This window comes from Paenibacillus sp. MER 180, from assembly GCF_023713665.1.
Classification (GTDB): domain Bacteria; phylum Bacillota; class Bacilli; order Paenibacillales; family Paenibacillaceae; genus Paenibacillus_B; species Paenibacillus_B suaedae.
Genome location: NZ_JAMAVT010000014.1, coordinates 10,424 through 23,136, shown reverse-complemented (window position 1 = coordinate 23,136; position 12,713 = coordinate 10,424). Strand labels below are relative to the sequence as shown.

At 45.1% G+C, this 12,713-nt stretch carries 10 protein-coding genes and 2 pseudogenes; 2 read left to right on the top strand and 10 right to left on the bottom strand.

Annotated features, from left to right (window positions below):
* Nucleotides 1-216 precede the first annotated feature (216 nt).
* Both M3661_RS21180 and M3661_RS21175 read left to right on the top strand, forming a co-directional pair.
* A complete protein-coding gene (locus tag M3661_RS21180) occupies nucleotides 217-1,410 on the top strand; it encodes an MFS transporter (RefSeq protein ID WP_251488318.1) in 1,194 nt (397 codons plus the stop codon).
* A gap of 24 nt (nucleotides 1,411-1,434) precedes the next feature.
* Nucleotides 1,435-1,821, top strand: a pseudogene (locus tag M3661_RS21175) (aldo/keto reductase); the annotation flags it as partial.
* Between the two features lie 131 nt (nucleotides 1,822-1,952).
* Here the strand turns inward: M3661_RS21175 and M3661_RS21170 are convergent.
* The 10 genes and pseudogenes from M3661_RS21170 to zwf all read right to left on the bottom strand — a co-directional run bounded on the left by M3661_RS21170 (nucleotide 1,953) and on the right by zwf (nucleotide 12,669).
* Nucleotides 1,953-2,372: a hypothetical protein gene (locus tag M3661_RS21170; protein WP_251488315.1), complete on the bottom strand. Its 420-nt coding sequence runs from the start codon at nucleotides 2,370-2,372 to the stop codon at nucleotides 1,953-1,955.
* 7 nt (nucleotides 2,373-2,379) lie between these two features.
* Nucleotides 2,380-2,667 carry a hypothetical protein gene (locus tag M3661_RS21165; RefSeq protein ID WP_065293949.1) on the bottom strand — a complete coding sequence of 96 codons (288 nt, stop codon included), beginning with the start codon at nucleotides 2,665-2,667 and terminating at the stop codon, nucleotides 2,380-2,382.
* A gap of 229 nt (nucleotides 2,668-2,896) precedes the next feature.
* On the bottom strand, nucleotides 2,897-4,171 hold the full coding sequence (locus M3661_RS21160; protein ID WP_251488312.1) for an L-lactate MFS transporter: 1,275 nt from the start codon (nucleotides 4,169-4,171) through the stop codon (nucleotides 2,897-2,899).
* Between the two features lie 161 nt (nucleotides 4,172-4,332).
* Complete coding sequence (locus M3661_RS21155) at nucleotides 4,333-5,079, bottom strand: LytR/AlgR family response regulator transcription factor (RefSeq protein ID WP_021259317.1); 747 nt, start codon at nucleotides 5,077-5,079, stop codon at nucleotides 4,333-4,335.
* Nucleotides 5,076-6,719 (bottom strand): sensor histidine kinase, encoded by a 1,644-nt coding sequence (locus tag M3661_RS21150; RefSeq protein ID WP_065293947.1) that lies wholly within the window; start codon nucleotides 6,717-6,719, stop codon nucleotides 5,076-5,078. The genes M3661_RS21155 and M3661_RS21150 overlap by 4 nt, the downstream gene beginning before the upstream one ends.
* A 202-nt stretch (nucleotides 6,720-6,921) precedes the next feature.
* On the bottom strand, nucleotides 6,922-8,340 hold the full coding sequence (gndA, locus tag M3661_RS21145) for an NADP-dependent phosphogluconate dehydrogenase (protein ID WP_251488309.1): 1,419 nt from the start codon (nucleotides 8,338-8,340) through the stop codon (nucleotides 6,922-6,924).
* Between the two features lie 16 nt (nucleotides 8,341-8,356).
* Nucleotides 8,357-8,461 (bottom strand): annotated as a pseudogene (locus M3661_RS21140) (hypothetical protein); the annotation flags it as partial.
* Between the two features lie 6 nt (nucleotides 8,462-8,467).
* Nucleotides 8,468-9,136 carry a fructose-6-phosphate aldolase gene (gene fsa, locus M3661_RS21135; RefSeq protein WP_065293945.1) on the bottom strand — a complete coding sequence of 223 codons (669 nt, stop codon included), beginning with the start codon at nucleotides 9,134-9,136 and terminating at the stop codon, nucleotides 8,468-8,470.
* 37 nt (nucleotides 9,137-9,173) lie between these two features.
* On the bottom strand, nucleotides 9,174-11,168 hold the full coding sequence (gene tkt, locus M3661_RS21130) for a transketolase (RefSeq protein ID WP_251488307.1): 1,995 nt from the start codon (nucleotides 11,166-11,168) through the stop codon (nucleotides 9,174-9,176).
* Entirely contained in the window at nucleotides 11,146-12,669 is a 1,524-nt protein-coding gene (gene zwf, locus M3661_RS21125) for a glucose-6-phosphate dehydrogenase (protein ID WP_065293943.1), read from the bottom strand. The genes tkt and zwf overlap by 23 nt, the downstream gene beginning before the upstream one ends.
* Nucleotides 12,670-12,713: the final 44 nt, after the last annotated feature.

The following is a 12,713-nucleotide window of genomic DNA, read 5'->3' as shown; positions in this document are numbered from 1 at the left end:
ACTAAAAAGTACCTATGTTACTTTTAGGTTTCTATACAACTTAAAAGTGCGTACTTTTCTTTATGGATGATATATCTCATAATAACATTTGCCGGCCGATGAATACCATACTTTCTTAAAAATCAATATAACATTTTGAGACGGATGCATTTCAAAATTTATTATTCGCTGGAAAGAAAGTTCCCATTTATATAACAGGTAAAAGGAGGAGATAATATGGAACTAAGTAAAAAGCAAAGCATGTTAGCATTGCTTGCTTTAGCAGTAAGTGCTTTTGCAATCGGGACAACTGAATTCATCAGTGTCGGGTTGCTGCCGCTTATTGCAAATGATTTACGTATTCCCGTAACCACGGCCGGATTAACGGTGTCTTTATATGCGTTAGGCGTAACGTTTGGAGCTCCGATTTTGACATCTCTAACATCAAGTATGTCACGCAAGACATTATTACAATGGATCATGATTGTCTTTATTATTGGTAATACTGTTGCTGCATTCTCAACGACAATTGGGTTATTGCTAGTAGCACGTGTGATCTCCGCATTTTCACATGGGGTCTTCATGTCAATAGGATCGACAATTGCTGCCGATTTAGTTCCCGAAAATCGCAGAGCTAGTGCGATTTCCATTATGTTTACAGGTCTTACCGTAGCTACGGTAACAGGTGTTCCATTCGGAACCTTTATTGGACAGCAGCTAGGTTGGAGAACAGCCTTTATTACCATTGTTATCATTGGTGTTATTGCCTTACTTGCAAATCGCATTCTTGTTCCATCTAATTTGCGTAAAGGAGTAAAAACTTCTTTTCGTGATCAGCTTAAACTAGTGACAAATAGTCGATTATTGCTTTTGTTCATCATTACAGCTTTAGGGTATGGCGGAACATTTGTCGTGTTTACCTACTTATCACCATTGCTTCAAGACATCACTGGGTTTAAAGAAGGAACCGTAGCTGTCATTTTGTTAGCTTACGGTATCGCGATTGCGATTGGGAATATGATTGGAGGTAAGTTATCGAATCAAAACCCAATTGGTGCATTGTTCTATATGTTTATCGTACAAGCAGTTGTCTTATTTATTTTGATGTTTACAGCACCATTTAAAGTTGCTGGATTGATAACGATTCTATTGATGGGACTGTTGGCTTTTATGAATGTGCCGGGCTTACAAGTATATGTTGTGATGCTGGCCGAGCGCTTTGTTCCTAGTGCGGTTGATGTGGCATCGGCAATCAATATTGCTGCATTTAATGCCGGAATTGCGGTAGGTTCCTTTGTAGGCGGTCTTGTGACAGACTCGATAGGGCTTATCCATACGACTTGGATTGGAGCACTTATGGTAGTAGTCGCTACAATTTTAACTGGATTTAGCAGAGCTATGGAACGAAAAGATCAAGCAAGCAAAATATAAAAAGATGTGGAGGTTTTAATTATGATGGCAAAAAATTTGCAAGATTCAACAACTTTGAATAATGGCGTGAAGATGCCTTGGTTTGGACTTGGAGTTTTCAAAGTCGAAGAAGGCCCTGAATTGGTGAACGCAGTAAAAACAGCGATTCAACATGGATACCGCAGTGTAGATACAGCAGCGATCTATGGCAATGAAGAAGGTGTTGGCCAAGGGATCCGAGAAGGCTTGAAGGAAGCGGGCATTTCAAGAGAAGAGCTATTTGTCACTTCTAAGGTTTGGAACGCGGATTTGGGATATGAATCGACGATTGCTGCTTATGAGACAAGCTTACAAGAATTGATGAAGGACGCTGAAATTAAGCCGATGATCAACCAAGTAGAATACCATCCACGATTGACTCAAAAATTTTTAATGGAAAAGAACTAGGATCGAGTTCTCCGCGTGTAGAGAAAGAATACCTCTTTCTCTACACTTTTTTTATGTTGATCAATAAAACAGCGACAGTCTAACTCTTTATTTTCTGCTGACAGTAGCGTTCACGCTTAAGGCGTAAGAGAAAAGGAATAAAATTTCCCTTCCTTATTGATCTTGCCCACGATTGTAGGCTGTTTATCTTTCTTGAATGTGTATTCATTCAATTTAACGGTAACTTTATATCCGGCCAAATTGACATTGAATATAGATTTAACTTTACCGCTTGCTGCAGAAATCGCTTGTTTTGGAGTATATTTGGGTTTGGCAAAGGATTTGGAAAAATCTTTGTCGCTCGTCCAATCCGTATAAATCGTGTCGACTTTCAACACTTGATTTGTTATTGCGTCAATCTTGACGCTATGATGATCGTAATAATCTTCAAAATGCCAAAAATAGCTGCCGGCGACTTCATCCTTTACCCGCTCCGCGTGAACAAGATTTACTTTTTCTCTACTTAATTGGTTAATTGCGCTAGCTGCTTTATTCAACAATTTTTTATCTACTTGGGCTGAGGAATAGCTTTGCAGCAGGCTGGGACAACTCTCCTTCTAGAACAATATTGTCACTAGCATTCGCCATTACTTTGAGATCCGATTTCATCTCATTGCCTTTTGCAATATCCCCTAGAGCTGCTTTGACCTTCTCTAGAACAGTTGAGTCGAGCTGTGATTTAGCCGAGCTTTCAGTAACTTCTGTGTGAGTTTCTGCCTGTACAGGCCCATTAAAAAAGCTGCATGTCAATAAAGCCGCCATAACGGTGAGTAGAGCGATTCTTCCTCGCATTTAGACCCTTCCTTCATCATGAAAAATGTAACTTCATTTTTTTGATTCATTTCCTTGGTAAAAGGTTGCACCTTTACTGACATTAGAATAGTGAACATCATTCCAATAAATCTCCTTATTCAACAAAAAACAGGCGTCTTTTACACCGCTTACTGTGCAAAAAACACCTGTTTGATTATCTAACACTCTTTTGAGTGGCCTTTCCTATCAATCTGAGGTTCCACTGCAATTATCCCACATTGTAACGTGGTTTTAGCACTTCTTGGTTCACTACTTGTTTCTTCTCTTGGTTCTTCTTCGACTGATTACGTTGGCTAGGCACAGAGATAAAGATCGCAATCAAGAAAGAGATCATACACAAGACCGCAATAACGGTAAAGGTAATATGAAAACCACCGAACAAAGCACTAAGGAACGAACCAGCCAAGGCACCTAACCCGAATCCTTGATATATGATTCCATAGTTCTTACTCTGGTTCTTCAAGCCGAAATAGTCAGCCACAATCGCCGGGAAGACAGTGATATTGCCGCCAAAGCAGAATGCGATCACCGCGACACAGGTGAAGAAGATGCCCAGATTCAGAGGTACAAAGTTCAAGGCCATGACGGACAATGCCGTCGCAAAAAGCGCTCCCGCTACAACTTTCATACGTCCTACTTTATCAGACAATGCGCCGAGAATGATCCGGCCGGCCGTATTGAAAATCGCCACCATAGCTACCGCATTCGCTGCTGTGCTGACATCAAGACCGGCAAGCTGTACACCGATGTCTTTGACGATACCAATCAGGTACAATCCACTCATACAAGCAGTGAATAAAATAATGAAGAGCATATACGCTTCTTTCGTACGCAGCATTTCCTTGACTGTGTAATTCCGCCCACTCTGCGACCCCGTATTTGCGTTCGCAGGTGTTTCCGTAATTACGGCTTCTTTGATTAAGAACGAACCGGCAATCACCATCACCATAACGATCAATCCCCAGACCAGAAATGCATAGGAGACACCCATCGTATTGATGAAGTTGGCATTGATATATTTAAAAACCAAGCTGCCTGTCCCAAAGGCTCCCACCGAGATTCCGGATATTAACCCTTTGCGTTCAGGAAACCATTTTATTAAATTCGATAGCGATGTAATATATGCTGTACCATCCGCAAAACCAACAACCACGCCAGCCAGCAAGTACAACATCCACAACGATGAAACCTGTGAGCTAGCGATTAGCCCTGCACCGAGAACAGCACCTGCAATCATTGTCATACGCCGAATTCCGATACGATCCTGAATCTTACCAGCGAACAGTGTCGAGAAAGCCAGTGCAAAACTAGTGATGGAAAATGTAATCGATACGGAGCTAAGCTCCCATCCAAACTTGTCAGCTAACGGCTGATTAAATAAACTCCACGTATATATGGTTCCTAATCCCATTTGTACAATGATTGTTCCAAGGACGATCATCCATCGGTTTACTTGCGACCCAGTTGCTTGATGCGTTCTCATGATAGATCCCTCTTTCCATTCTGCTATGATCAAGAGTTGTGTTTTATCTGTAGGGAAGTGAAAGCTCTTACGCTTTGCTTTTACACCCTTATCTTACAAGATAAAACGCTTACTTGAGCCATGAGCGACATGAAATGACGGGATTGCGGAATGAACTGCATTTATATATGCATCAACTGCCTAAATTCTTTGACTTTACTTCTGCTGACGGGTACTTTGGCATCCATATCACGTAGACGCAGCAGGTAGGTATTATTGAACCACGGAACGATTTCATGGATTTGAGACAAATTGACAGTATAGGAACGATGACAACGATAGAATCGATCTTGTGGCAGCATAGCATGAAAGTCCGATATACTCATCGGCATCGTGTAGGTACCGCTCTTCGTGAATACGTTGGTCACCTTCTCTTGCGCTTCCGCATAGTAGATGTCATCGCTATCCGTTACGATATACTTATCATTTTTCAACAAATTAATGCGTTTCTCCTCAGATCTTTGCCTGCTGTCCGCAGGATTTGAAGTTCCTCCTTGCTGCACATCCCGTTCGAAGGCGGTCTCCAGCTTACGTAACATCGCGGCAATCCGGTTCTCATCGTAGGGTTTCAAGATATAATCAAAAGCTTCCAGTTCAAAAGCTTGGGCTGCATGTTCCTTATACGCTGTTGTAAAAATAACATACGGTTTATGTGCGAACTTGCTGATATTCGTCGCTAGCAGCATCCCATCCAAGGATGGAATGTTAATATCGAGAAAAATCGCATCGACTTCCTTCTCCTGCAGAAATTTGAGCACATCAAGGCCATCTTCGAATCGCTCCACGATTTCAATGCGGCTATGTTTGGTAATCAAATACTCCAGCTCTTCACTGGCCAAAACTTCATCTTCCACAATTATCGCTCTCATCGTGTCTCCTTCTGTATGTCAAAAAAGATATTCGTTCCTTGATCTAGCCGCTCCATTGTAACACCATGCCCGAAAATGAGCTTCACACGCTTGTACACATTGAACAGACCAATATGATTCGGTGGAACGCGCTCCTCTATCACCTGTTTGATGATATCTTCACGGATACCCACGCCAGTATCCCGCACGCCAATCCGAATGTACTCTTCTGTATCTTTGACATAGATAGTGACCGTTCCAGGTCCTCTCTCCTTCAATATGCCGTGGACAATCGCATTCTCCACTAACGGTTGAATGATGAGACTCGGAATCTTCACGGCGACTTCATCCACATCATAAACGACATGCAGCCGATTTCCGAAGCGTGCTTTTTCAATCTCTACGTAATTGCGAACCTGTTCCAGCTCCTTATGGATATCGATCAATTCATCCGTTAGCTCCAAATTATAACGTAAATATCCGGATAAATTGACGATCAGTTCCCTCGCTTGATCCGGTCTAGTTCGGATCGAGGATCCAATTGCATTTAGCGCATTGAACAAAAAATGAGGCTGAATGGTTGTCTGCAGCGCTTTGAGCTCCGCTTTATTCGCCATCTCCTTAATCTCTTCCACACGGGAAACTTCCATTAATGTCGAGATGATCTGGGACAAACCGACGGCCATAGTCTGCAGCGGATAGGTAATTTTATGCGCTTTCCGATAATAAATCTTCAAGGTCCCCGTCACTTCTTCCCGCTCTTTCAGCGGAATAATAAGCAAGGATTGAATGCCGGGCATCGCATCGTCCAACGCATGGTTGCTTATCATGAACTCCCCGCTCCGTATCGTCTGTTTGGTCATATCGCTTATGATCTCATGCCGAAGTTGATAGCGGTCTTCCCCAAAACCGACATAAGCGAGAACGCTCGAGGCATCCGTAATCGCCACCGCATCGGCTTGAATGTCTTCTTTAATAATGGAACAAATCTTGTGCAAGGATTCGGTATTGATGGAGCGGAAATAGGGCAATGCCTTATTTGCAATGTCCAACGCCAACTTCGCTTGCTGCGCAGCGATTCCTTCCCGCTCACTTTCTACATTCTGAATCAACAAAATGATCAATCCCACATTCAATTGCCCGAGAATCATCGGTGTTGCAATTCTGGATACAATCTCATTGCCTAATGTAGTAGGCTGCGCCATGAAAATGATCAACAGCATCGTTAAAGCCTCGCAAGCCATCCCGGCAAGAATCCCGATAAACCAACGTTTTTCTTTTGGTGTGCGAAGATGAATATACCCAGATACCAGCCCCGCAATAATACTCGTGATGAGACATGGAATCGAGGTTACCCCACCGATATCGATCAAATAACGATGGATTCCGGACACCACGCCCACGACTAGACCGACCCAAGGCCCAAACAAGATGCCCCCTGCCGTAATTACGATGATCCGTACGTTGACGAGCGAGCCTTCCACATCGATGCCTGAGTAGGTACCGAATAGTGCAAAGGTACAGAACAGAAGCGTAACGACAGCGAACTCCTTCGTGGTCAGCGATTCCTTTTGCAGAATCTGCTTAAAGCTCGGAATACGAGTTAAGAAAAACAAAATAATGAGCAGTAATGCTGCCCGCTCAAAGAGCTGAAGCAGCATCGTGAAATCTCCGTTTATTGGAAACTACCTCCCGTTATCTCAAGCTGTTGTTTGTTTATTTTATCAAAGTTTGCTCTGTTTTCACGTTCCAAATCCATACATAAAAAAAGAGCGTGTTTTGAAAAGATTGATCAAAACACGCTCTTAACATATTCTATTGAATTATTCATTTATATAAGGTTCGAAAAATGGCATCACAATATTATTCATTATTTTCCATCCACTGAAAGTGAAAGCTTCCCTTTTGATCAAGCCGCTCGAACGTATGCGCCCCAAAATAATCCCTCTGTGCCTGCAGCAAATTAGCCGGCAGTCTCTCCGTCCGATAGCTGTCATAATAAGCTAAAGCGGAAGCGAAAGCAGGAACCGGAATTCCTCTAGTTACGGCAATCGATACGACTTTTCTCCAGGCTTCCTGATAGTTAGCAATAATCCCACTGAAGTATTCGTCCAACAACAAGTTTTTCAATTCTGGGTTCCGGTCGTATGCATCCTTAATATTTTGTAAGAACCTTGCGCGGATAATACATCCCCCGCGGAAGATCATGGCGATGCCTCCATAGTTCAAATTCCAATTGTACGCGTCGGAGGCAGCTCTCATTTGCGCAAAGCCTTGCGCATACGAAGCGATTTTGCTGGCATACAAAGCTTTGCGAACGGCCTCGATGAATTCATTGGGATCGCCGTCGTAGCTTGACGCCGCGGGGCCTTTCAGCTGCTTGCTTGCGGCCACGCGTTCTTCTTTCATTGCAGAGATAAATCGTGCAAACACGGATTCGGTAATAATGGACAATGGAACTCCCAGATCCAATGCGCTTTGGCTCGTCCATTTTCCTGTTCCTTTCTGTCCTGCCGAATCAAGGATGACATCCACCATTGGCATGCCGGTCTCCGGATCGTTCTTTGCGAAAATATCGGCTGTAATTTCGATCAAATAACTATCCAGTTCGCCTTTGTTCCATTCAGAGAAAATGTCATGCAACTGCTCGGTATTTACGTTCAATACATCTTTGAGCAGATGATACGCTTCGCCGATGAGCTGCATATCACCGTATTCGATGCCGTTGTGAACCATTTTGACATAATGGCCGGCGCCGTCTTCTCCGATATAAGTCGAGCAGGGATCGCCGTCCACTTTGGCTGAAATGGCGGTCAAGATTGGCTCGACCAGTTCATACGCCTCTTTTTGCCCGCCTGGCATAATCGCGGGTCCGTTCAGCGCCCCCTCTTCGCCGCCCGAGACACCCGCTCCAATAAAACGGAATCCCTTAGCTTGCAGCTCTTTATTTCTTCTTTGCGTATCAGGGAAATAGGCGTTTCCGCCGTCGATGAGAATATCCCCCTGACTCAGGTAAGGAACAAGCTGATTGATGGTATCGTCTGTCGGTTGTCCCGCTTTGACCATGATCAGAATTTTCCGCGGCGTCTCGAGCGATTGGACGAATTCTTCGACACTGTACGTGCCGACGAAATTCTTGCCTTTCGCCTCCTCCAGAAGCTCATTCGTTTTCTCTGGCGAACGATTGTATACTGCAACTGAGAACCCTTTGCTTTCTATATTTAAGGCTAGGTTTTTCCCCATGACGGCCAAGCCTACTACGCCGATTTGCTGTTTTTTCATTGCAATTCCCTCCCTGTCATTTCTCTCTCTTTGTAGATAAACGTTTGATAAGCTCGGCTTTTTGCGCTTCGAAACCAGGCTTACCCAGCAGCGCAAACATATTGATCTTGTATATTTTAAGCGTAACTTAAAGCTTAGCTGTTTTTTTCCAATCGGCAGCGAATTTATCCATACCTTGATCCGTCAACGGATGCTTGGAAATTTGTTCGATCACCGCAAATGGAATCGTGGCAATATGCGCGCCTGCCATTGCTACGCGTGTCACGTGATCTGGATGGCGGACGGATGCCGCGATAATTTGCGTGTCCAGGTTATGCACTCGGAACAACTCAGCAACTTTCGTGACGAGCTGGACGCCGTCTTCCGATATATCATCCAAGCGGCCAAGGAACGGCGAGACATAGGTAGCACCTGCACGAGCGGCCAGTAAAGCTTGGTTCACAGTGAAAATCAGCGTCACGTTCGTTTTCACGCCTTTGTCGCTCAAGTAGCGGCAAGCTTCAAGTCCGGCGAGCGTCATCGGAAGCTTGATCGTGATGTTTTTGTCATTATTGTTGATTTTGATTAGTTCGTCCGCTTGCGCGATCATGTCTTCAGCTGTCACCGCATCAGGCGTTACTTCAGCGGAGACCGATTCAACTCCGGGTACTTCCCGCAAAATCTCGGCGATTCGATCTTCAAATTTCACACCTTCCTTAGCAACCAACGACGGATTCGTCGTAACACCGGATAAAATACCGATTTTATATGCTTTTTTGATGTCTTCCACATTTGCAGTATCGATAAAGAATTTCATAGGTAAGTACCTCCATTGTTTTATTTGTAATTTATTATTACTTCAGTAGTTCCTTCGTAAGGCGAACCACTTCATTTACGGAGAAACCAAAGTACTCCATAACCTCTGTACCAGATCCAGAAGCGCCGAATGTATCAATCGACAGTACTTTTCCGCCTGGTCCCGTGTAACGATCCCAGCCTAACGAAATGCCGGCTTCAATGGCTACCCGCTTCGTAACGGAATTAGGAAGAACACGCTGCTTATACGCTTCGGGCTGACGATCGAACAGCTCTCTGCTTGGCATGGCAACGACGCGTACGGAGATGTTGTCCCGTTCCAGCTCCGCTTCGGCGTTCATGGCCAGAGAAACCTCGGATCCGGTTCCGATTAGGATGACATCCGGCTGACCGCCCGTTTCGCTCAAGACATAAGCGCCTTTGGCTACCCCTTCAACATTGGCCTTGGTCGCTTCATATACAGGAAGATTTTGTCTACTTAGCACCAAGGCTACCGGGCCTTCATTTTGCTGCAGAGCATACGCCCATGCACTCGACGTTTCATTAGCATCGGTCGGACGAATGACCGTAAGTCCCGGAATGGTGCGCAGCGCAGCCAAGTGCTCGACGGGTTCATGCGTAGGTCCATCTTCCCCAACGGCAATGGAATCATGGGTAAATACATAAATCACAGGCAGCTTTTGCAGTGCAGCCAAACGAATAGACGGGCGCAAATAATCGCTGAATACGAAGAAGGTGCTTACGAATGGTTTTACACCTCCATGCAGGGCCATGCCATTGCCCGCTGCACCCATAGCATGCTCACGAACGCCAAAGTAGATATTCCGTCCCGAGTAAGACTCCACGGCAAACTTTTGCTCTCCTTTGATGTCCGTCATCGTCGAATGCGATAAATCCGCACTTCCTCCAAAAATCGAAGGAACGGTTTTTACGTAATGATTTATGGCTTCACCGCTTGCTACACGGGTAGAAATCGTTTTGGAAGCGTCGAACGTAAGGATGTCAGCAGCCTCAATTGACACGGAACCATCAATGACTTGCTCGAGCTCCTTACCCTGCACAGGATATTGCGCTTTATAGGCAGTGACCAATTTGTTCCACTCTTCTTCTTTGGCCTCGCCCTTACGTTTCAGCTGCTCGAAATGCGCATTGACTTCTTCTGGAACGGTGAACTCTTCCTCATACTGCCAGCCGTAAACTTCCTTGGTCGCCTTCGCTTCTTCTTTGCCGAGCGGATTGCCGTGTACTTTGTTCGTTCCCGCAAACTTGCTGCCGTAACCGATAATCGTCCGAATTTCGATAAGCGTCGGCTGGGCACCGTTTTGCTTGGCAGCGGCGATCGCTTCGGCAATCCGGGAAATGTCATTGCCGTCCTCGACCCGAATATATTCCCAATTGGCCGATTCCGCTCTTTTTTGCATATTTTCACCGAAGGAAAGGTTGGTCGCTCCGTCCAACGAGATGTCGTTGGAATCATACAATACGATTAATTTCCCGAGCTTCATATGTCCTGCCATGGACATCGCCTCGTAAGAGATCCCTTCCATCAAGCAGCCGTCTCCCACAAGCGCATACGTATAATGATCGATTACTGGGAATCCGTCTTGATTGAATTTCGAGGCCAAATGAGCTTCGGCCATCGCCATTCCAACTGCCATCGCTAACCCTTGTCCCAGTGGCCCAGTTGTCGCTTCTACGCCATCCGTGTGCCCATATTCGGGATGCCCCGGCGTTTTGCTGTGCAGCTTGCGAAACTGTTTTAAATCATCAAGCGACACCTGATATCCAGACAAATGCAGCAGGCTGTAGAGCAAGGCTGATCCGTGACCCGCAGACAGAACGAAGCGGTCGCGGTTAAACCATTTGGCATGGCCGGGATTGTGATTTAACAGTCTGGACCAAAGAGCGTATGCCATCGGCGCCGCTCCCATCGGCAGTCCTGGATGACCTGAATTGGCACTGTTGATAGCATCGATAGACAATGTTCGGATCGTATCGACAGCTAATTGATCAATGGTTTCCTTGGTAAGCATATTGTTCTCCTTCTTCCGTTTTAATATGTTGTTCTGGCTTGTCATCGAACCACCAATGGTAGCCGTCCTTCGCCAATAATGCATCGGACTCGGCAGGACCGTAAGTGCCCGCTTCATACCGATGAAGCGGAACCAGATTCTCCTCGAATGCTTCCAAGATCGGTTGAACCCATTGCCACGACAATTCAACTTCCTCCCAATGTGCGAAGAACGTAGGATCTCCTTGCAAAGCATCGTAAATCAAATTTTCATAAGCCTCGGGAACATCGCCCTTGCTCTCATGAAAATTCATTTGAAGGGGCTTGAACTCCCCTTTATGCAAAGGATCCCTTGTATTTAATTGCAGCGTAATGCCTTCGTTCGGACTAATTTCAAATACCAGAAGGTTAGGCGATTGTCTTTCAGTACTTGCCTGTGAGGACATCTTTAACAGTTCCTTGAACTCAATCACAATCCGCGTTGATTTCTCTTTCATTCGCTTGCCTGTCCGGATATAAAAAGGAACGCCGCGCCAAAAGAAATCATTGATCTGCAATTTAGCGGCAATAAACGTATCGTTCATCGAAGTAGAAGCGATCCCTGGTTCCGAGATATAGCCGATTACCGGCTTACCTTGAACGGTTCCTGCTTTGTACTGCCCGCGGATAATGCTCGCGCCCACTTCCTCTTTTTGCAGCGGCTCGAGAGCTTCCATCACCTTTTTCTTCTTAAAGCGCACCATTTCCGAGTCGCTGTTGATTGGAAGATGACTCGTCAGCATCATCAGTAATTGCAGCATATGGTTTTGGAACATGTCTCTTACGGCACCTACATGATCGTAATAACCTGCTCTTTCTTCTACGCCGACGGTCTCGTTTGCTGTAATTTGCACGTTGGCAATGTAACGATTCGTCCATAAGGCATTAAGAACCGGATTCTGCTGCAAAATCTCAAGCTTCTGGATCAGTGGCTTGCCGAGATAGTGGTCGATTCGGTAAATTTCATGATCCGAAAAAGCTTTGCTCAGCTTCTGATTTAAATCACGAGCAGATTTCAAATCATGGCCGAAAGGCTTCTCGATCACGAGACGCTTCCAGCCATTCGCGGAACCGAGCCCGCTTTCCTTAATGCTCGCTGTAATCGTTTCAAAAAATTCAGGTCCGACAGATAAATAAAACAGGCGATTCGGCGGAATATGCAGCTCTTCTTCCCTCTGTTCAATCAGTTGCAGCAGCTTCCTATAATCTTCTTTGCGATCTATATCAAGAACGCTGTAACGGAATGCGCTCAAGAAATCTTTGATTAACGCAGAATTGTTCGCTTCGCGTCTGGAAAAAGTACGGATAGACTGCTCAACATTTGCCTGAAACGATTCATCAGACAATTCTCTTCTCCCAAGACCAAATAAGGAGAATGATTGCGGCAGCTTCCGATCGATATACAAGTTGTAAAGGGCAGGGTATATTTTTCTTTTGGCTAAATCCCCTGTCGCTCCAAACAAAACAAAAGTGGTCGGCTCCATGTTTCTCTCTCCTTCAAGCAGCGCTCTCTTAATCAAGCTCTGGT

Bases quoted from the DNA above. Each gene is read 5' to 3' on its own strand.
- M3661_RS21180 (WP_251488318.1), top strand. From the start codon at position 217: ATGGAACTAAGTAAAAAGCAAAGCATGTTAGCATTGCTTGCTTTAGCA.
- M3661_RS21165 (WP_065293949.1), bottom strand. From the start codon at position 2,667: ATGCGAGGAAGAATCGCTCTACTCACCGTTATGGCGGCTTTATTGACA.
- M3661_RS21160 (WP_251488312.1), bottom strand. From the start codon at position 4,171: ATGAGAACGCATCAAGCAACTGGGTCGCAAGTAAACCGATGGATGATC.
- M3661_RS21155 (WP_021259317.1), bottom strand. From the start codon at position 5,079: ATGAGAGCGATAATTGTGGAAGATGAAGTTTTGGCCAGTGAAGAGCTG.
- M3661_RS21150 (WP_065293947.1), bottom strand. From the start codon at position 6,719: ATGCTGCTTCAGCTCTTTGAGCGGGCAGCATTACTGCTCATTATTTTG.
- gndA (WP_251488309.1), bottom strand. From the start codon at position 8,340: ATGAAAAAACAGCAAATCGGCGTAGTAGGCTTGGCCGTCATGGGGAAA.
- fsa (WP_065293945.1), bottom strand. From the start codon at position 9,136: ATGAAATTCTTTATCGATACTGCAAATGTGGAAGACATCAAAAAAGCA.
- tkt (WP_251488307.1), bottom strand. From the start codon at position 11,168: ATGCTTACCAAGGAAACCATTGATCAATTAGCTGTCGATACGATCCGA.
- zwf (WP_065293943.1), bottom strand. From the start codon at position 12,669: ATGGAGCCGACCACTTTTGTTTTGTTTGGAGCGACAGGGGATTTAGCC.